This is a genomic window from Pseudomonas sp. Gutcm_11s, assembly GCF_028649395.1.
GTDB lineage: Bacteria > Pseudomonadota > Gammaproteobacteria > Pseudomonadales > Pseudomonadaceae > Aquipseudomonas.
In genome coordinates, this window is record NZ_JAQSUW010000014.1 from 417,221 (window position 1) to 436,942 (window position 19,722).

Below are 19,722 nucleotides of genomic sequence, written 5' to 3' on the forward strand. Positions count from 1 at the left end.
GCCTCCTAGCCGCGTTCGGCGCGCAGCAGCGCCACCAGCAGGTAGATAAACAGCCCCAGGGCCAGGCCCAGGGACACCCCGTCGAGAATGCTCATGTGATAGCTCCGTGATGCGGGCTTCGCCGCCTTGGAGGAATTCTTCGCCCGGAGGGCGTAAAGGAGCGATTCCACAACGGGGTGCGGGCTATAAAGAATGCGTAAAGATCGCGCCGCCGGCTTTGTATCGGCGCCGTTACATGACCGACACGCTGCCGACACCTGATCTGTCGAACATGGTGACCGGTGGCGCCAGCCAGGGCCGTCGCCCGGCTAGAATGCGCCTGCCCCTTCCCGCCCGCAGTTTGGAGCCCGTTACGGTGCATGCAATGACCGCCCGCGAAGCGCGCCCGCGCACGACCCGCGCCTTGATCGTCGATGACAACCTGGAGCTGCGCGAGCTGCTGGGCGGCTATCTGACCCGTTTCAACATCGACAGCGAGGCCGTCGGCGACGGCAACGCCATGCGCCGTGCGCTGGCCGACAGCCACTTCGACGTGATCATCCTCGACCTCATGCTCCCCGGCGAAGACGGCCTGGCACTGTGCCGCGAGCTGCGCACCAGCTCCGACATTCCGATCCTGATGCTCACCGCGCGCTGCGAACCGACCGACCGCATCATCGGTCTGGAGCTGGGCGCCGACGACTACATGGCCAAGCCCTTCGAGCCGCGCGAACTGGTGGCGCGCATCCAGACCATCCTGCGGCGCGTGCGCGACGACCGCAGCGCGCCGCGCGAGGAGCCCCGCGCCAACCTGCGTTTCGACGGCTGGACCCTGCATTGCGTGCTGCGCCAGCTGCAGTCGCCGGACGGTTTGGTCGTACCGCTGTCGAACGCCGAGTTCCGCCTGCTCTGGGTGTTCCTCGAACGCCCGCGCCGGGTACTCAGCCGCGAACAGCTGCTGGACGAGGCGCGCGGCCGATCCATCGAGGCCTTCGACCGCAGCATCGACCTGCTGGTCTCGCGCCTGCGCCAGAAGCTCGGCGACGATCCGCGCAGCCCGGCGCTGATCAAGACCGTGCGCGGCGAAGGCTACCTGTTCGACGCCGCCGAGATCCGCTGATGCGCCGCGCGGATAGCCTGTTCGCCCGCCTGTTCGCCGTGTTCCTCGTGGCCATCCTGCTGGCCCACGGCCTGGCCTTCCTCTGGTTCAGCCACTACGGCCGTCCGCCGCCGCCTCCTCCGCCGCCGATGGCCCAACAGGAGGCCATGCGCCCGCCGCCTCCGGGGCCGAACATTCATGGTCCGCTGATCGTCCTCGGCTTCCAGCTGCTGACCCTGATCGTCGCTGCCTGGTACGGCGCGCGCCTGCTCAGCCGGCCGATCCAGAGCCTGTCCGAGGCAGCCGAGCGGCTCTCCGACGACCTCGACAGCCCGCCGCTGCCGGAAAGTGGCCCGCAGGAGGCACGCCAGGCCGCGCATGCCTTCAACCTCATGCAACAGCGCATCCGCGAGCAGGTGCAGCAACGTGCGCGCATGCTCGCCGCCGTGTCCCACGACCTGCGCACGCCGCTGGCGCGCCTCAAGCTGCGTGTCGAGCAGATCCCCAACGCCCACCTGCGTGCGCGCATGGGCCAGGACCTGGGCGAGATGATCGGCATGCTCGACGCAACCCTCAGCTACCTGCACGAACAGCGCAGCACCGAAGCGCTGCAGTGGCTGGACCTGCAGGCGCTGCTGGAGTCCATGGTCGAGGACGCCCAGGACCGTGGCGCCCAGGTGAGCTTCCACGGCCACTGCGCGCCCCTGCGCGCGCAACCGCTGGCGCTGCGCTCTTGCGTCAGCAACCTGCTGGAGAACGCGCTGCGTTATGCCGGGCATGCCAAGGTCGAGCTGAGCGACAGCCGCGAGCAGGTCGAAGTACGAGTGGTCGACCAGGGGCCGGGCATCGCCGTCGAACAGCGCGAAGCAGTGTTCGAGGCCTTCTTCCGCGTCGAGGGCTCACGCAACCGCAGCTCCGGGGGCGTCGGCCTGGGCCTGACCATCGCCCGCGAGGCGGCCCGCCGCCAGGGTGGCGACATCATCCTGGAGGAAACCGTGGGCGGCGGCCTGACCGCCATCCTGCGCCTGCCGCGCTAGTACGCTGCGGCAGTTGTAGGGCGGCTGATACAAAGTCCATAAACCTGCGACACAGAGCGCTCCGATGCTGGCATCACCGGAGAACCCACTCCGGCCAACAACAGGAGTGACTCCCATGATCAGTGGTGTCAGCAGTTACTCGGGCTACAGCAGCTATACCTCTGTCCAGCGCAGCTCCAGCAGCGCCGGCGGAGGTGGTTGCACGGGTGGTCCGGCGCAAGTGCAGGAAAAGCTGTTCAGCCTGCTGGACAGCGATGGCAGCGGCAGCGTGGCCAAGGAAGAACTGGAAACCGCCCTGACGGCGGCCAAGGAATCCGACAGCAGCCTGACCATCGATATCGATGAGCTGTTCAGCCAGCTCGATGCCAACGGCGATGGCAGCCTGGACAGCGAGGAGACCGCCGCTCTGGCGCCACCACCTCCGCCCCACGGCGGCCCTGGTGGCCCCGGCGGTCCCAACCCGGAAGAGATGTTCGCCCAGTTGGACGCCAACGGTGACGGCAGTATCGATGCCGACGAGCTGGCCGCCCTGCCCGCGCCGGAAGGTCATGACAGCAGCGAGTTGCTGAGCAAACTGGACAGCGACGGCGACGGCGCGCTGAACCTGGACGAACTGTCCGCCATGGCGCCGCCACCGCCCCCGCCTCCAGCGCAGTCCGGCTCCAGCAGCGAAGAGCTGTTTAGTCTGCTGGACAGCGACAGCAGCGGCAGCATCAGCCAGGACGAGTTGAGCAGCCTGCTCGACGCCGTCGGCCAGCAGCAGACCAGCAGCAGCGAGGAAGAGAACTACTCGGGGCTGATCGCCAAGCTGCTCAAGCAGTACCAGGACAGCGCCAGCTACCAGTCGAGCCTCGGCAGCCAGCTGAGCATCTCGGCCTGAAACGAAAAGGCCCGCAGCTCTTGCGAGGTGCGGGCCCTTTTCTTTAGCGGCGGAGGTTATTCGACGAGCGTTTCTTCGCTCTGCTCTTCGAACTCCAGGCCTTCCATGGACTGCTCTTCCTCGCCCATGGCACCCATACCGCCCATGCCGGCACCACTGGCGAACGCCATGGCCACGAACTCCTCGACGGTCATCTGCTTGCCGTTGAAGTCGACCTTGTCGTCCGCGTAACGCAGGGTGGAGACGATGCTGTCGCCTTCCAGGCGGGCCAGCTCGGTGGACAGGGCCATGCCGCTGGCCATCTCGGTCATCATCGACGCCTGCTGGGCCACGGCTTCCTTGTCGGTCTCGCCGCCCAGGCTGGCCTGCAGGCCGATCACATCACCGATCATGGCCTTGGATACCGACACCTTGGCGTCCAGCTGGGCAATCATCTGCTTGGCCAGTTCAGGCGGCGGCAGCTCGAAGGATTCCGGCTTGTTCAGGTCGACCGACAGGCTCAGGCTGCTCTCGCCATTGGCGGTCTTGAACGCCAGTTTCTCCAGGGCGATGCCCGGCTTGGCGGCGAGCAGTTTGTCCAGGTCCGCCATCAGCTGCGCCTGTTGCTCCTCGCTCAGCTGCGGCAGATCGTCTTCCGCTTCCAGGCTGGCCTGTTGCAGCTGGCCGCTGTCCTTGATGATCTGGCTGTAGATGCCGATCAGCGACTGCAGGGCGCTGGCATCGAGATTCTTCATGCTCCAGACCATCTGCGAGCCACCGATATCGTGGCCCTGGTAGCTGATCATGCCGATGTCGTAGCTGTAGCGGGCGAACAGCTTGCCGTCGGTCTCGCTGGTCTCGTCGCGCTGGACGAAGCCACTGAGCTGCACCGGAGCGCCCTCGCCGACCTGGATCTGCACGGTCTGCAGCTTGACCTCGTTCTTGCCGAGGTAGAAATCGCTGCTGCCCTTGGCGGTCTGGCTGTCCAGGGTCATGCCCTTGAACTCGATGTTCATCACCTCGCCGCTTTCCGGCAGCTTGGTGCTGAGCTTGAAGCTGTCCATCAGGCCCTGGGCCTCGATGGCCTTGGCACCGGCGCTGGTATCGAAATCGACGTTGAGGCCGGTGAAGTCGAGGCTGGTGTCTTCATCCAGCGCCGACTGCAGCGGGTTGATGCGCAGGGTACCGCTCACCGACTGGTCGTAGCCCAGGCTGGCCTGGCCTTCCACCGGCGATACGCCTTTGCTGGCAGCGAACCACTTCTCCAGCCCCGGGTTGGACTCCAACGCGTAGTTGCTGGTGGCCATGACCGGCATCAGCTTCAGCGCCTTCAGGCGCGACATCGGGAACGGGCCGTGCTCGATGCGGTCGGTGATGACCCACTCCAGCTGCTGCGGAGCCCCGCCATCGACCGAGCCGTTGAACTTGATGCGGTAGCGGGCGTTGCTGCTGAAGAACTGGCGGTCCAGCGAGAGCAGCTCGATGGAAGCATCAAGGCCCAGCGCCGGCAGGGTCTTGGCCATCTCGGCGTTGGCCTGCTTGATCGATGCATCCAGCACCGCCGGCAGTTGTTGGCCGGTGTACCAGGCTCCGCCCGTGCCGATGGCGGCTACGGCCACGAGAGCGCCTACTGCGATACCTGCAGATTTTTTCATGGGGGCTATGTCCATTATCTAGTGTTGGTCTTTCTTCCCTGAACCGCGTGTGGCCTCTGCGGGCTCATACACCGCGGCCTGAGGCGGGGCTGCGCCCAGCTCCGGCTGCATGCACCGGAAAGCCGCGCAAGGCTACCACCGCGCCACCCCGCCCACCAAGAACGGCAGGCGGGATTGTGCGCGGGATGCCAACTACTCCCCGTCCCGGCGCTCGGCATCCACCGCGGCGACGCGCGGGGTGCTCGACACCCAGTCGCCCAGCAGGCTGTAGGCCACAGCCAGCAGGGTCGGGCCGAGGAACAGGCCCATGAAGCCGAAGGCCAGGATGCCGCCGAATACGCCGAGCAGCACCACCACCAGCGGTAGGTTGCCGCCGCGGCTGATCAGGTAGGGCTTGAGCACGTTGTCCACGCCGCTGATGACGAACATGCCCCAGACGCCGAGGAACACCGCCATGCCGTACTGTTCCTGGCTGACCAGCCAGGCAGTGGCCGGAATCCACACCAGAGGCGGGCCCATGGGGATCAGGCTGAGGACGAAGGTGATCAGGCCCAGCACCAGGGCGCCGGGCACCCCGGCGATATAGAAGCCGATCAGGGCCAGCAGCGCCTGGGCCGCGGCGGTACCGATCACGCCGTTGACCACTCGCTGTACGGTGCCGGCCACCAGTTCCAGGTAGTGGTCGGCGCGGTCGCCGATCAGGCGCTCCAGCAGGCTGTGGGCGAAGGCCGCCATGCGCGGGCCGTCGCGGTAGAAGAAGAACACCAGCACCAGGCTCAGGGCCAGCTCGAGCATGCCGCCACCGATCTGCGCGCTGCGCGCCAGCAGCCAGTTGCCGACCTGCCCCAGGTAGGGTCGCAGCGCCGCCAGCAGGGCCGCGCCCTCCTCGTCGATCCGTGTCCAGATGTGCACCAGACGCTCGCCCACCAGCGGCAAGTCGGCGATCCAGGTGGGTGGATCGGGCAGGCCATCGACCTGGAAATCCTTGAACAGCTCGGTGGCATCGCGGATATGGTCGGCCAGGTTGAAGCCGAGCCAGACCAGCGGTACGGCCACCAGCACCATCCAGCCGGCGGTGAGTATTCCTGCAGCGGTATTTTCCCGGCCATTCAGGGCGCGGGTCAGCAGTCGCATCAGCGGCCAGCTGGCGAATGCCAGCACGGCGGCCCAGAACAGCGCGGAGAAGAACGGTGCCAGTACCCAGGCGCAGGCGCCGAGCAGCGCCAGTAGCAGGATCTGCACCAGCAGGCGGTCATTGTTCAGCATGGTTCGACATCCCCAGAACCGGGCAGAAAGCGGCCCGGTGCGCATGATACTTCAGCGTAGTTGCTGCAGGCGCAGGCCTTCGCCCTCGGCAGAACCCGGCTGCAGGCGGCCGCTGCGCACGCCCCGGCGCTCCAGCTCAGCCTGCCAGGCGGCGGCATGCTTGCCATTCAGGCTCAGGCGCATGGTGCTGTCCAGGCTCAAGGTGCGGGCCAGCAGGTCGCCCCACTGCTCGTCGGGCTCGCCCAGCGCCGGCAGCTTCAACTCGCCGCTGCTGCGCAGCTGGCGCTGCAGGGTCGCGGGCGTAGGCAGCAGCTGCGCCAATGGCGCACGGGCATCCAGCTGCTCCACGTGCAGGTAGGAACGGCGATTGCCGCGGGTGATGCCATACAGGGCGATCAGGCTGTCATGCTGCGGCTCGGCCAGGCGCAGCAGCAGGTAGCTCTGCCGCTCCTCCGGGCCGTACAGCTTGGCGTTGCCGAATATCTGGTTGGCCCACAGGCTGGACGATCCGCAGTCGCGGCCCTCGCACCAGAACAGCAGCTCTGCGCCCTGCTCCAGCAGGTGCTGCCGGGCCGCATCCAGTGCCTCGCGTGGCGAGTGCTCGTCGGGCAGTCGGTAAGTCAGGGCACGCACCCGGCCCTCGGTCAGCACCTCGGCAGACGCGCGCAGCTGGCCGCTGATGCGGCGCAGGCCGTCCTGCGGATAGCGTTTCTCCTCGTTGGCCGCGTCGCGGTAATCGACGATCTCGGCGCGAGGGAAACGCGGCACGCTGTCCAGGTCCTGGCTACCAGGCAGATCGGCAGCCAGCAGCGGAGTACAGAAGAAGGTCAGGCAGAAAATCAAATGGTGACGCATGCGGCTCCTCAGCGTGTCAGCATGCCTTGCGCGGTTTTAACCAGCTTGGCGTCGTCCTGCGGGCGCACCGGCACTTCCAAGCCGCGTTGCACCGCCGGGCGTACGGAGAGCGCTGCCATCCAGCGCTGCAGATGCTCCAGCCCATCCACCGAGACACCCGCCCAATCGTGGATGCGTACCCACGGGTAGGTGGCGATATCGGCAATGCTGTAGTCGCCGGCCAGGTACTCGGCCTCGCCCAGGCGGCTATCGAGTACCTCGTAGAGGCGACGGGTCTCGTGCTGGTAGCGGTCGATGGCGCCCTGCAGCTTCTCCGGAAAATAGCGGAAGAACACATTGGCCTGGCCCTGCATGGGCCCTACTCCGCCCATCTGGAACATCAGCCACTGGATCGCCAGCGAGCGCCCCTTGACGTCATTGGGCAGCAGCTTGCCGGTCTTCTCGGCCAGGTAGATGAGGATCGCCCCGGACTCGAACACGGCGAAGCCGTCGTCGACGATGGCCGGGATTCGCCCGTTGGGGTTGATGCGCAGGAACTCGGGGGTCTTCTGCTCCTTCTTGTCGAAGGACAGTGCGTGCACCTGATACGGCAGGCCCATTTCTTCCAGTGCGATGGACACCTTGTGTCCGTTCGGCGTGGCGGCGGTGTACAGATCGATCATGGCAATCTCCGATACGACCTGCACAGCCTCGGCAGTTGCCGGGGCTGCGTCAAGCGCGGCGGAAGAATGGATTGAAACAGTCTGCGACCTGCTGCGCGCCGACCTCGTCGTTGAGGTGCAGGTGATGGCCGCCCGGCAACACATGCGTTTCGAACGAAGTGCCGGCAACCAGCGCCTGCAGGCGTGGCTCGACATTCATCTGCCCGCCCTCGGCGAGGATCAGGCTGACCGGGCACTGCACGGCCTGCACGAACTGCTCGACATGGGCGAAGGTCAGGCGCATCACCGATGGCAGCGTCAGGCGGATGTCGGTGCGCCAGGTGTAGCCGCCCGGTACCGGCTCCAGGCCACGCTGGGCCAGCAGCTCGGCTGCCTCGCGGCTGACCGCGACCACGCCGCGCATACGCGCCTCGGCGGCCTTGTCCATGTCGGCATAGACCGGCTTCTGCTTGTCGCGCACCGCCAGGCGCGCGCGCAGCGCATCCCCCAGGCGCTTGGGCGCGCTGTCGGCCTCGGCCGTATAGGGCACCAGACCGTCGATCAGGGCCAGGCGCTCGATGCGCTCCGGCACCGCCGCCGCCAGCAGCGTGGAGATGATGCCACCCAGCGAATGGCCGAGCAGCGAGAAGCGCTGCCAGCCAAGCTGCTCGGCCACCAGCAGCACATCCTCCAGGTACTCCCACATGCTGTAGCTGGAGTTGCTGGCGTAGTGGCCGGAATGGCCGTGCCCAGGGAAATCCAGGGCGACGATGCGCAGGCCTTCCAGTTTGGGCGCCAGGCGCGCGTAGGTCATGGCGTTGTCCAGCCAGCCATGCAGGGCGATGACCGGGATGCCGTCCTCGGGACCGAACAGGTGCGCCGCCAGCTCCACATGCGGCAGGCTGAAACGGGTTTCCTCTACCTTGAGGCTCATGCGGAACGCTCCATGCCCTGCCCTTGCCAGCGGCCAAACAGCTCACGCAGCAGGCGCGCGGTGTCCTGCGGACGCTCCAGCGGGAACATGTGCCCGCCGGGCAGACTCAGGTATTCACCCTGGCGGATGCGGTTGACCTGGCGTGCATGGTGCGGCAACACCACTCGGCTATGGCGACCACGGACCACGGCAAGCGGCACCGCCAGCTGCTGCGGCCTGCCCGGCACAGTGTGCGGCACGCTGCGGTAGATGCTGATCTCGGTGGCCGGGTCGAAGCGCAGGCGCAAGCCCTTGCCCTCCTCGCGCAGACCGTAGCGCACATAGGCGTCCAGGCAATCCGGATCGAAGCGGCGGAACAGGGTTTTGCCGGCGAAGTAGTCACGCGCCTCGTTGAAATCGCCGAAGGCCTCGCGGCGGCCGACGGTACGGCCGGCCGGGGTGATCTTGTCGATGAAGCCGAAGCGCTTGGCCGCACGGATCACCAGGCGATCGACGCCGGTGAGCAGCGGCGAATCCAGCATCACCACGCCGCGATACAACTCGGGCCGGCGCAGCGCCGCGTGGTAGTGCAGCACGCCGCCGAGGGAATGACCGACGCCCCACACCGGCTCGCTGCCCTGCTCCAGATGCAGGATCAGCTCATCCACCAGGTTGCTCCAGTTGTCATCCACCGGGAAGCGCGGGTCATGGCCGTGCTGCTCGAGATGTTGCACCTGGTAATCGGGCGACAAGGCGGAGAACAGCTTGCCGTAGGTGGCCGAGGGGAAGCCGTTGGCGTGGGCGAAGAAGATGGTTTGCGACATGGCGGACAGACTGCGGAAGAATTCCCGGAGATTGTCCGGCACGTCCGGGGGGACGGCAATCGGCAGAAGATGCCAGAAGCGCCAAAAGGCAGGTGCAGCGCGCCAAAAGGCGCGTCGCAGAGAGTCCCGGGCCGCATTGCACGGCCCGGGAGCTACGCATCAGGCGGCCTGGGTGGCCGGCTCACCGCGCAGGCGATCGAAGATCAGGGCGGCGATCAGGGTCAACACCGACGGTACCAGCCAGCCGAGGCCCTGCTCGGACAGCGGCAGATGCTTGAGCAGCATCGGCAGATGCGCACCAAAACCGGCGGCGTTGACTGCATCGACCAGGCCGAACAGCAGCGCCACCAGCATCACTGGCGCGACCACGCGGCCCGGCGAGTTCCACAGATTCCAGCAGAAGCTCAGCGCCACCAGCACGATGCACGGCGGGTAGATGGCGGTGAGCACCGGCACCGAGACCTGGATCAGGGTCGACAAGCCGAGGTTGGACACCAGCAGCGAGAAGCCGGCCAGGATCACTACCAAGGTGCGATAGGACAGCGGCAGCAGGCGGCTGAAGTACTCGGCGCAGGCGCAGGTCAGGCCCACGGCGGTGACCAGGCAGGCCAGCGAGATCAGGGCTGCGAGGAAGGTGCTGCCGAGGTCGCCGAAGGTGTGTTGCACGTAGGCGTGCAGCACCGCCGCGCCGTTGGTGGCGTCACCAGCGATGTCATGGCTGCCGGCGCCCAGGCGGAACAGGCTGATGTAGACCAGTGCCAGGCCGACGCCAGCGATCAGGCCCGCGATGATCGCGTAGCGGGTGATCAAGCGCGGCGATTCGACGCCACGCGAGCGGATCGCGTTGACGATGACAATGCCGAACACCAGCGCGCCGAGGGTATCCATGGTCAGGTAGCCATTGATGAAGCCCTGGGAGAACGGTGCGGCCTGGTAGGCCGGGGTCGCTTCGCCGATGTCGCCCAGCGGCAGCATGAACGCGGCCACGCCGAGAATGGCCAGGGCGATGATCTTCAGCGGCGCCAGCACACGGCCGACGCTGTCGAGCAGGCGGCCCGGGTAGAGTGACACGGCCAGCACCACGGCGAAGTACACCAGGCTGTAGAGGAACAGCGGCAGCGGCGTGTTGCCGGTCAGCGGCGCCAGGCCGACCTCGAAGGACACGGTGGCAGTGCGCGGGGTGGCGAACAGCGGGCCGACGGCGAGGTAGCAGACGGCGGCCAGGATGGTGCCGGCGGTCTTGCCGATCGGGCTGCTCAGGCTATCCATGGCGCCACCGACCTTGGCCAGGGCGATCACGGTCACCACCGGCAGGCCGACTGCGGTGATCAGGAAGCCCAGGGCGGCGAGCCACACGCTCGGCCCGGCCTGCAGGCCGACGATGGGCGGGAAGATGATGTTGCCGGCCCCGACGAACAGGGCAAAAGTCATGAAACCCAGAGCCAACAGGTCCGGGCCTTTCAAGCGAGTCATAGGAGGAAGTACCACTGGCAGTAGAAGGAAAGCAGAGGGTTCCCTTGGGTTAGGAATAGGCTTTCTGCCCGGTCCGGGCCGATCGCCAAATGCTCCTGCTGCGCGCCCTTGTGAGGTGCGAACCGGAAAATAGTTGCAAGCCTAACGAATTTAGCCGCAGGCCGCGGTAGACAGCGGTCGGGCTGTCGAACGTCGATAACAATCTGTCGCCTGGCGGCAAATTTTCTGGCCGCTTGGACAGAAATGAAAAAGGCCACCCGGAGGTGGCCTCTCTCAGATCAAGTCAGCCTCAGGCTTTCTTGACTTCCCAGCCGGTCAGCTCGGCCAGGGCCTTGCCGATGTCGGCCAGCGAACGCACGGTTTTCACACCAGCGTCCTGCAGGGCAGCGAACTTCTCGTCCGCAGTGCCTTTACCACCGGAGATGATGGCGCCAGCGTGGCCCATACGCTTGCCGGGCGGCGCGGTCACACCAGCGATGTAGGAAACTACAGGCTTGGTGACGTTGGCCTTGATGTAGGCAGCGGCTTCTTCTTCAGCGGAACCGCCGATCTCACCGATCATGACGATCGCTTCGGTCTTCGGGTCTTCCTGGAACAGCTTCAGGATGTCGATGAAGTTGGAGCCCGGGATCGGGTCACCGCCGATGCCCACGCAGGTGGACTGGCCGAAGCCGGCGTCGGTGGTCTGCTTGACGGCTTCATAGGTCAGGGTGCCGGAACGCGACACGATGCCTACTTTGCCCGGCAGGTGGATGTGACCCGGCATGATGCCGATCTTGCACTCGCCGGGAGTGATCACGCCCGGGCAGTTCGGGCCGATCAGGCGTACGCCCAGCTCGTCACACTTGACCTTGGCGTCCAGCATGTCGAGGGTCGGGATGCCTTCGGTGATGCACACGATCAGCTTGATGCCGCCGTTGGCCGCTTCCAGGATCGAGTCTTTGCAGAACGGAGCCGGAACGTAGATTACCGAAGCGTCAGCGCCGGTAGCTTCCACGGCTTCCTTGACGGTGTTGAACACCGGCAGGCCCAGGTGAGTGGTGCCGCCCTTGCCCGGAGTCACGCCGCCAACCATCTTGGTGCCGTAGGCGATGGCTTGTTCGGAGTGGAAAGTACCCTGCGAGCCGGTGAAGCCCTGGCAGATAACTTTGGTGTCTTTATTGATCAGGACGCTCATTACTTGCCCTCCGCGGCTTTGACGACCTGCTGGGCAGCGTCGGTGAGGCTGGTAGCCGCGATGATGTTCAGACCGCTGTCGGCCAGGACCTTGGCGCCCAGCTCGGCATTGTTACCTTCCAGACGAACCACGACCGGGATCTTCACGCCGACTTCTTTCACGGCGCCGATGATGCCTTCGGCGATCATGTCGCAGCGCACGATGCCACCGAAGATGTTCACCAGTACGGCAGCGACGTTGCTGTCGGACAGGATGATCTTGAAGGCTTCGGTCACGCGCTCTTTGGTAGCGCCGCCGCCGACGTCGAGGAAGTTGGCCGGCTTGCCGCCGTGCAGGTTGACGATGTCCATGGTGCCCATGGCCAGGCCAGCACCGTTGACCATGCAACCGATGTTGCCTTCCAGCGCGACGTAGTTCAGTTCCCACTTCTGCGCATGGGCTTCACGAGCGTCGTCCTGGGACGGGTCGTGCATGGCGCGCAGCTTGGGCTGACGGTACATGGCGTTGGCGTCGATGTTGATCTTGGCGTCCAGGCAGTGCAGGTTGCCGTCTTTCTTGATCACCAGCGGGTTCACTTCCAGCAGAGCCAGGTCGTAGTCCTGGAACAGCTTGGCCAGGCCAACGAAGATGTGGGTGAACTGCTTGATCTGGTCGCCCTGCAGGCCCAGCTGGAAGGCCAGCTCGCGGCCCTGGTACGGCTGAGCGCCGACCAGCGGGTCGATAGTGGCCTTGAGGATCTTCTCGGGAGTCTCGTGAGCGACTTTCTCGATGTCCACGCCACCTTCGGTGGAAGCCATGAACACGATACGGCGGCTGGAACGGTCGACAACGGCGCCGAGGTACAGCTCCTTGTCGATGTCGGTGCAGGACTCAACCAGGATCTTGCTGACCGGCTGACCGTTGGCGTCTGTCTGGTAGGTCACCAGACGCTTGCCCAGCCAGTTGGCGGCGAACGCCTTGGCGTCTTCCTTGTTCTTGACCAGCTTGACGCCGCCCGCTTTACCGCGGCCACCGGCGTGCACCTGGGCTTTGACAACCCACTCGCTGCCACCGATCTTTTCGCAGGCCGCAGCCGCTTCTTCCGGGGTGTCAACAGCGTAGCCAGTGGAAACCGGCAGGCCGTATTCAGCAAACAGCTGCTTACCCTGATACTCGTGAAGATTCATGCTTATCTACCGTTCTTCGTTTAGGTATTGCGCATTTCGGCGCTGCGCTCGAGGCGCCGCGCCACCTGTGACTGCACTGGTTAGCAGTCCGACGGGCATTCCTGCGACCGATCCTTGCGAACCGTCACGGGCCGCCCGCCGTGGTTTTTCTGGTTAGGCGCCCCACGAGGCGCCTGCACGCATCAACGCTTCTTGCGATTGGCGATGTGGATGGCGTGGCCATTCACTGCCAGAGCCGCTTCGTGAAGCGCTTCAGACAGGGTCGGGTGCGAGAACACCATCATGCCCAGGTCTTCGGCACTGGTGCCGAATTCCATGCCGATGGCGCCCTGCTGGACCAGCTCGGCAGCGCTTGGGCCGATCACGTGAACACCCAGTACGCGGTCGGTCTTGGCATCGGCGATGACCTTGACCAGGCCGGCGGTGTCGTTGGCAGCCATGGCACGGCCACTGGCGGCGAACGGGAAGGTACCGACGTTGATCTCGACACCCTCGGCCTTGAGCTGCTGCTCGGTCTTGCCGACCCACGCGATTTCCGGGTGGGTGTAGATGACCGACGGGATCAGGTCATAGTTCATCTGGGCCTTGTGGCCCTTGATGCGCTCGGCAACCATCACGCCCTCTTCCGAGGCCTTGTGCGCGAGCATCGCGCCACGTACCACGTCACCGATGGCGTAGACGCCCGGAACGCTGGTTTCGCACTGGTCGTTGACGAAGATGAAGCCACGCTCGTCCAGGGTCACGCCACTGTCGGCGGCCAGCAGGTCGGTGGTCACCGGGCGACGGCCGACGGCGACGATCAGCTTGTCGAAGGTCAGCTTCTGCTCGCCGGTGGCGTCGGTGAAGGTCACAGTCACCTGCTTCTTCTTCACTTCGCTGCCGGTGACGCGGGCGCCCAGGCGGATGTCCAGACCCTGCTTGCCGAGGATCTTCAGGGCTTCCTTGGAGATCTGCTCATCGGCGGCAGCGAGGAACTTGTCCATGGCTTCCAGCACGGTCACTTCGGCGCCCAAGCGGGCCCAAACGGAGCCCAGCTCCAGACCGATGACGCCGGCGCCGATAACGCCCAGCTTCTTCGGCACGGCCTGGAATTCCAGGGCGCCGGTGGAGTCGACGATGACGTCCTGATCGACCGGGGCCGGCGGGATGTCGACAGGACGGGAGCCGGAAGCCAGGATCACGTTCTCGGCTTCGACGATCTGGGTCTTGCCGTCCAGACCGGTGACTTCAACCTTCTTGCCAGACAGCAGCTTGCCGTGGCCTTCCAGCAGGGTGACGCCGTTGGACTTGAACAGGCCGGCGACGCCGCCAGTCAGGTTCTTGATGATGGTGTTCTTGCGCGCGACCATCTGCGGTACGTCGATGGTGACGCCCTTGGCCTCGATGCCGTGAACTTTGAAGCCTTCGTGGGCCTCATGGTACTTGTAGGAGCTGTCCAGCAGCGCCTTGGATGGAATGCAGCCGACGTTCAGGCAGGTACCGCCCAGGGCAACCTTGCCTTCCTTGTCCTGATACTTCTCGATGCAGGCGGTCTTCAGACCGAGTTGCGCGGCCTTGATGGCGGCCACGTAGCCCCCGGGGCCCGCGCCAATCACTACCACGTCGAATTTCTGGGTCATAACTCATTCCTTCTCGAATAAAACCGGGTGGCTCCTTGTGGGAACCACCGCGTAGCACAGCAGCGGAAATCAGATATCCAGCAGCAGGCGAGCCGGGTCTTCCAGCAGGTTCTTGATGGTCACCAGGAAGCTGACCGCTTCCTTGCCATCGATCAGACGGTGATCGTAGGACAGCGCCAGGTACATCATCGGACGGATCACGACCTGGCCATTGATGGCCACCGGACGCTGGATGATGTTGTGCATGCCCAGGATCGCTGCCTGCGGCGGGTTGACGATCGGGGTCGACATCATCGAACCGAAGGTACCACCGTTGGTGATGGTGAAGGTGCCGCCGGTCATTTCTTCGATCGACAGCTTGCCGTCACGCGCCTTCTTGCCGAAGGTGGCGATGCCGTTCTCGACTTCGGCCAGGCTCATCAGCTCGGCGTTGCGCAGGACCGGAACCACCAGGCCACGGTCGCTGGATACGGCTACGCCGATGTCCTGGTAGCCGTGGTAGACGATGTCGTTGCCATCGATCGAGGCGTTGACCGCCGGGAAGCGCTTCAGCGCCTCGACGGCTGCCTTGACGAAGAAGGACATGAAGCCCAGGCGCACGCCGTTGTGGGTCTTCTCGAACAGGTCCTTGTACTTCGAACGCAGCGCCATGACTTCATGCATGTCGACTTCGTTGAAGGTGGTCAGCATGGCCATGGTGGACTGGGCTTCGACCAGACGCTCGGCAACCTTGGCACGCAGGCGGGTCATCGGCACGCGCTTCTCGACGCGGTCACCAGCAGCGAACACCGGCGCCTCGGCAGCCGGAGCGGCCGGCTTGGCGGCAGCGGCCGGAGCGGACTTCTTGGCAGCGACGGCAGCAACGGCGTCTTCCTTGGTGACGCGACCGCCCTTGCCGGTACCGACGATGGAGTTCGGGTCGATACCGCCCTCTTCGGCGATCTTGCGTGCAGCAGGCGACAGGATGGCGTCATCATCGCCAGCAGCCGGCGCGGCAGCAGCAGGTGCGGCGGCAGCCGGAGCAGCGGCCGGGGCGGCAGCGGCTGCGCCCGGAGCACCGAGTTTGCCCAGCAGCTCGCCGGACAGGACGGTATCGCCCTCGTTCTTGACGATTTCGGCGAGAACGCCGTCGGCCTCGGCGAGTACTTCCATCACCACCTTGTCGGTTTCGATGTCGACGATCAGCTCATCGCGCTTGACCGCATCGCCCGGCTTCTTGTGCCAGGTGGCAACGGTGCCGTCGGCGACCGATTCCGGGAAGGTTGGGGCTTTGATCTCGATAGCCATTGTGTGTGTTTCCTTAAATTCGGTTTCTTCTTAGAGGCGGCGACCCGTGCCGCCGCCTCCGTGCGCGAAGGCGTTAAACAGTAAAGGCGTCGTTCAGCAGTTTTTCCTGCTGTTCGGCGTGCATCGATGCATAACCACAGGCCGGAGCGGCCGAGGCATCGCGGCCGGCGTACTGAAGGAAGAGCTCCTTCTTGTGCGCGGAAGCGACACGGCGCATGTGGTGCTGGCTGCAGTACCAGGCGCCCTGGTTCATCGGCTCTTCCTGACACCAGACGATGTGCTTGAGGTTCTTGTACGGTGCCAGAGCCTCGGTCAGATCGTCTTCCGGGAACGGATAGAGCTGCTCGACACGCACCACGGCGATGTCTTCACGACCTTCCGCACGGCGCTTGGCCAGCAGGTCGTAGTACACCTTGCCGCTACACAGCACGACACGTTCGACCTTCTTCGGATCGACCTGATCGATCTCGCCGATGACGGTCTGGAACGAGCCTTCGGCCAGTTCTTCCAAGGTCGAGATGGCCAGCGGGTGGCGCAACAGCGACTTGGGCGTCAGCACGACCAGAGGCTTGCGCAGCGGGCGGATCACCTGACGACGCAGCATGTGGTAGACCTGCGCCGGGGTGGTCGGCACGCAGACCTGCATGTTGTGCTCGGCGCACAGCTGCAGGTAACGCTCCAGACGCGCAGAGCTGTGCTCCGGGCCCTGCCCTTCGTAGCCGTGCGGCAGCAGCATGGTCAGGCCGCACAGACGGCCCCACTTGTGCTCGCCGCTGGAGATGAACTGGTCGAACACCACCTGGGCACCGTTGGCGAAGTCGCCGAACTGGGCTTCCCAGATCACCAGCGCGTTCGGCATGGTGGTGGAGTAGCCGTATTCGAAGGCCAGTACCGCTTCTTCCGAGAGGAAGGAGTCGTACAGCTGGACGCGCGGCTGACCCTCATAGAGGTTCTGCAGCGGCAGGTAGGTGGTCGCGTCCTTCTGGTTGTGCAGCGCCGCATGGCGGTGCGAGAAGGTGCCGCGGCCGACATCCTGGCCGGTCATGCGCACCGGGTGGCCTTCGAACAGCAGGGTCGCGTACGCCAGGTTCTCGGCGTAGCCCCAGTTGATCGGCATGGCGCCGGCGGTCATCTTGGCGCGGTCTTCCAGCACTTTGGAGACCTGACGCTGGAGGACGAAGCCTTCCGGGATTTCCAGCAGCTTGCCGGCCAGATCCTGCAGGGTCTTCAGCTCGAAGCGAGTGTCGTGACGCGCGGTCCAGGCGTGGCCCAGGTAGGGTTTCCAGTCGACGAACAGTTCCTTGTTCGGCTCCTTGACCAGGCTCTTGACCACGTGCTGACCGTTATCCAGCGCGCTGCGGTATTCCTCGATGCGGGCGTTCACCGCGTCCTCGGCGACACGGCCGGACTGCACCAGGCTCTCGGCATACAGCTCACGGGTGGTGCGCTGTTTGGCGATCTGCTGGTACATCAGCGGCTGGGTGCCGCTCGGCTCGTCAGCCTCGTTGTGGCCGCGACGGCGGTAGCAGACCAGGTCGATGACCACGTCACGCTTGAACTGCATGCGGTAGTCGACGGCCAGCTGGGTGACGAACAGCACCGCTTCCGGATCGTCGCCATTCACGTGCAGGATCGGCGCCTGGATCATCTTCGCCACGTCGGTCGCGTACTCGGTGGAGCGCGAGTCGTCGGCACGGCTGGTGGTGAAGCCAACCTGGTTGTTGATCACCAGGTGAATGGTGCCGCCAGTCTTGTAGGCACGGGTCTGCGACATCTGGAAGGTTTCCATGACCACGCCCTGGCCGGCGAATGCCGCGTCACCGTGGATGGAAATCGGCAGAACCTTGTCGCCGGTCGCGTCTTGACGACGGTCCTGACGAGCGCGCACCGAACCTTCGACCACCGGAGAGACGATCTCCAGGTGCGAAGGGTTAAAGGCCAGCGCCAGGTGCACTTCGCCACCCGAAGTCATGACGTTGGAGGAGAAGCCCTGGTGGTACTTCACGTCACCGGAGGACAGACCTTCTACCTGCTTGCCTTCGAACTCGTCGAACAGGTCACGCGGGTTCTTGCCGAAGGTGTTGACCAGTACGTTCAGGCGGCCACGGTGGGCCATGCCGATGACGATTTCCTGGGTGCCGTAGGAGCCGGAGCGCTGGATGATCTCGTCCAGCAGCGGAATCAGGCTCTCGCCGCCTTCCAGGCCGAAACGCTTGGTGCCCGGGTACTTGGTGCCCAGGTACTTTTCCAGACCCTCGGCCGCGGTCAGACGCTCGAGCAGGTGACCCTGCACTTCGGGCGAATAGGCCGGACGGCCGCGTACGCTTTCCAGGCGCTGCTGGAACCACTTGCGCTGCTCGGAATCGACGATGTGGGTGAACTCGGCACCGATGGTGCGACAATATGTCTGCTGCAGCGCCTCGTGGATTTCCCGTAGAGTCGCCTCCTCCTTGCCGATGTAAAGCTCACCGGTACGGAAGGTAGTGTCGAGGTCGGCGTTGGTCAGGCCATAGTGGTGGACCGCCAGGTCAGCCGGAGACGGACGCTGCCACAGACCCAGCGGGTCGAGCGTCGAAGCCTGGTGGCCGCGCATGCGGTATGCCTGGATCAGGCGCAGAACTTCCACCTGCTTCTTCTCGTGCTCGCTGCTGACGCTCCCGGCGGAAACCGGTTGAGCGCGGCGCTGGTTCTTCGCCAGCAGCACGAAATGATCGCGGACAGTGGAGTGCGAAACGTCGGTCGCGGGATTCCCGTCGGCCGGCAGCTTCTGGAAGTAGGTGCGCCACTCTTCTGGCACAGCGTTGGGATCGTGCAGGTAGAGCTCATAGAGCTCTTCCACGTAGGCCGCGTTACCACCTGATAGGTGGGCGCTATCCCACATGCGCTGCATCACGCTTTCTTGCATGCTTGGTCACCCTCGGTAAGGGGACACCACCGGCGTGGAAGCCGTAGCTGGGCCATTCATAGTCCTAAAGCAGCGACCTGGTAAGCCACTACGGATCCCGCAGATAGTCCGGGTACCAGCCCGGATGCCCCTGCTGGTCGTCATTTTCTTTCAAATAAGAACCCTGGCTTTGTGAGCTGGGGCTCTGGCTTTACTGCGCCGACGAATCGCTCCGCCGACGCAGGTGCAACGTGAAGCTGTGTATCAGGTACCGCTCTGCAGCAGCATGTTGCGTACGTGGCCGATTGCCTTGGTCGGGTTCAGACCCTTCGGGCAAACGTTCACGCAGTTCATGATGCCGCGGCAGCGGAACACGCTGAACGGGTCATCCAGGGACGCCAGACGCTCGGTGGTCTTGGTGTCGCGGCTGTCGGCCAGGAAGCGATAGGCCTGCAGCAGCGCAGCGGGACCGAGGAACTTGTCCGGGTTCCACCAGAAGGACGGGCAGCTAGTGGAGCAGCAAGCGCACAGGATGCACTCGTACAGACCGTCCAGCTTCTCGCGCTCTTCCGGGCTCTGCAGACGCTCGATGGCCGGGGCCGGAGTATCGTTCTGCAGGAACGGCTGCACCTTCTCGTATTGCTTGTAGAAGATGCTCATGTCGACGACCAGGTCACGAATGACCGGCAGACCCGGCAGCGGACGAATGACCAGCTTGTTGCCCTTCACCACACTGGAGATCGGGGTGATGCAGGCCAGGCCATTCTTGCCGCTGATGTTCATGCCGTCGGAACCGCACACGCCTTCACGGCAGGAACGACGGTAGGAGAAGCCTTCGTCCTGTTCCTTGATCAGGGCCAGTACGTCGAGAACCATCAGGTCCTTGCCGTCGATCTGCACGGTGAATTCCTGCATGAACGGCGCGGCGTCTTTTTCCGGGTTGTAGCGATAAACGCTGACTTGCAAAGTGTTACCAAGAGACATGGTG

At 64.8% G+C, this 19,722-nt stretch carries 17 protein-coding genes; 3 read left to right on the plus strand and 14 right to left on the minus strand.

Features of this window, described 5'->3' with window-relative positions:
* Positions 1-5 precede the first annotated feature (5 nt).
* Complete coding sequence (gene kdpF / locus PTT45_RS12835) at positions 6-95, minus strand: K(+)-transporting ATPase subunit F (protein ID WP_081963146.1); 90 nt, start codon at positions 93-95, stop codon at positions 6-8.
* A 269-nt stretch (positions 96-364) separates the two neighbouring features.
* On the opposite strand from kdpF, the gene PTT45_RS12840 reads away from it, so the two are divergent.
* The 3 genes from PTT45_RS12840 to xopAW all read left to right on the plus strand — a co-directional run bounded on the left by PTT45_RS12840 (position 365) and on the right by xopAW (position 2,995).
* A complete protein-coding gene (locus PTT45_RS12840) occupies positions 365-1,099 on the plus strand; it encodes a response regulator (RefSeq protein WP_273813679.1) in 735 nt (244 codons plus the stop codon).
* Complete coding sequence (locus PTT45_RS12845) at positions 1,099-2,115, plus strand: ATP-binding protein (RefSeq protein WP_443218180.1); 1,017 nt, start codon at positions 1,099-1,101, stop codon at positions 2,113-2,115. The genes PTT45_RS12840 and PTT45_RS12845 overlap by 1 nt, the downstream gene beginning before the upstream one ends.
* A 115-nt stretch (positions 2,116-2,230) precedes the next feature.
* Positions 2,231-2,995, plus strand: a complete 765-nt coding sequence (gene xopAW / locus PTT45_RS12850; protein WP_273813680.1) for a XopAW family type III secretion system calcium-binding effector — start codon at positions 2,231-2,233, stop codon at positions 2,993-2,995.
* Between the two features lie 56 nt (positions 2,996-3,051).
* Here the strand turns inward: xopAW and PTT45_RS12855 are convergent, their stop codons facing one another.
* The 13 genes from PTT45_RS12855 to PTT45_RS12915 form a co-directional block, all read right to left on the minus strand.
* Positions 3,052-4,629, minus strand: coding sequence for a YdgA family protein (locus PTT45_RS12855; RefSeq protein WP_273813681.1), 1,578 nt, complete (start codon positions 4,627-4,629; stop codon positions 3,052-3,054).
* A 192-nt stretch (positions 4,630-4,821) separates the two neighbouring features.
* On the minus strand, positions 4,822-5,895 hold the full coding sequence (locus tag PTT45_RS12860; RefSeq protein ID WP_273813682.1) for an AI-2E family transporter: 1,074 nt from the start codon (positions 5,893-5,895) through the stop codon (positions 4,822-4,824).
* Between the two features lie 51 nt (positions 5,896-5,946).
* Positions 5,947-6,750, minus strand: coding sequence for a DUF4892 domain-containing protein (locus tag PTT45_RS12865; protein WP_273813683.1), 804 nt, complete (start codon positions 6,748-6,750; stop codon positions 5,947-5,949).
* An 8-nt stretch (positions 6,751-6,758) separates the two neighbouring features.
* Complete coding sequence (locus PTT45_RS12870; protein WP_273813684.1) at positions 6,759-7,412, minus strand: glutathione S-transferase family protein; 654 nt, start codon at positions 7,410-7,412, stop codon at positions 6,759-6,761.
* Between the two features lie 49 nt (positions 7,413-7,461).
* Positions 7,462-8,325, minus strand: coding sequence for an alpha/beta fold hydrolase (locus tag PTT45_RS12875; RefSeq protein ID WP_273813685.1), 864 nt, complete (start codon positions 8,323-8,325; stop codon positions 7,462-7,464).
* Positions 8,322-9,128, minus strand: coding sequence for an alpha/beta fold hydrolase (locus tag PTT45_RS12880; protein WP_273813686.1), 807 nt, complete (start codon positions 9,126-9,128; stop codon positions 8,322-8,324). The genes PTT45_RS12875 and PTT45_RS12880 overlap by 4 nt, the downstream gene beginning before the upstream one ends.
* 159 nt (positions 9,129-9,287) lie before the next feature.
* Entirely contained in the window at positions 9,288-10,601 is a 1,314-nt protein-coding gene (gene brnQ / locus PTT45_RS12885; RefSeq protein WP_273813687.1) for a branched-chain amino acid transport system II carrier protein, read from the minus strand.
* 289 nt (positions 10,602-10,890) lie between these two features.
* Positions 10,891-11,778, minus strand: a complete 888-nt coding sequence (gene sucD / locus PTT45_RS12890; RefSeq protein ID WP_021699802.1) for a succinate--CoA ligase subunit alpha — start codon at positions 11,776-11,778, stop codon at positions 10,891-10,893.
* A complete protein-coding gene (gene sucC / locus PTT45_RS12895; protein WP_043307443.1) occupies positions 11,778-12,944 on the minus strand; it encodes an ADP-forming succinate--CoA ligase subunit beta in 1,167 nt (388 codons plus the stop codon). The genes sucD and sucC overlap by 1 nt, the downstream gene beginning before the upstream one ends.
* A gap of 182 nt (positions 12,945-13,126) precedes the next feature.
* A complete protein-coding gene (gene lpdA / locus PTT45_RS12900; RefSeq protein WP_273813688.1) occupies positions 13,127-14,563 on the minus strand; it encodes a dihydrolipoyl dehydrogenase in 1,437 nt (478 codons plus the stop codon).
* A 69-nt stretch (positions 14,564-14,632) separates the two neighbouring features.
* Positions 14,633-15,850: a 2-oxoglutarate dehydrogenase complex dihydrolipoyllysine-residue succinyltransferase gene (gene odhB, locus PTT45_RS12905; protein ID WP_273813689.1), complete on the minus strand. Its 1,218-nt coding sequence runs from the start codon at positions 15,848-15,850 to the stop codon at positions 14,633-14,635.
* 73 nt (positions 15,851-15,923) lie between these two features.
* Positions 15,924-18,755: a 2-oxoglutarate dehydrogenase E1 component gene (locus PTT45_RS12910; protein WP_273813690.1), complete on the minus strand. Its 2,832-nt coding sequence runs from the start codon at positions 18,753-18,755 to the stop codon at positions 15,924-15,926.
* 243 nt (positions 18,756-18,998) lie between these two features.
* Positions 18,999-19,718 carry a succinate dehydrogenase iron-sulfur subunit gene (locus tag PTT45_RS12915; protein ID WP_273813691.1) on the minus strand — a complete coding sequence of 240 codons (720 nt, stop codon included), beginning with the start codon at positions 19,716-19,718 and terminating at the stop codon, positions 18,999-19,001.
* Positions 19,719-19,722: the final 4 nt, after the last annotated feature.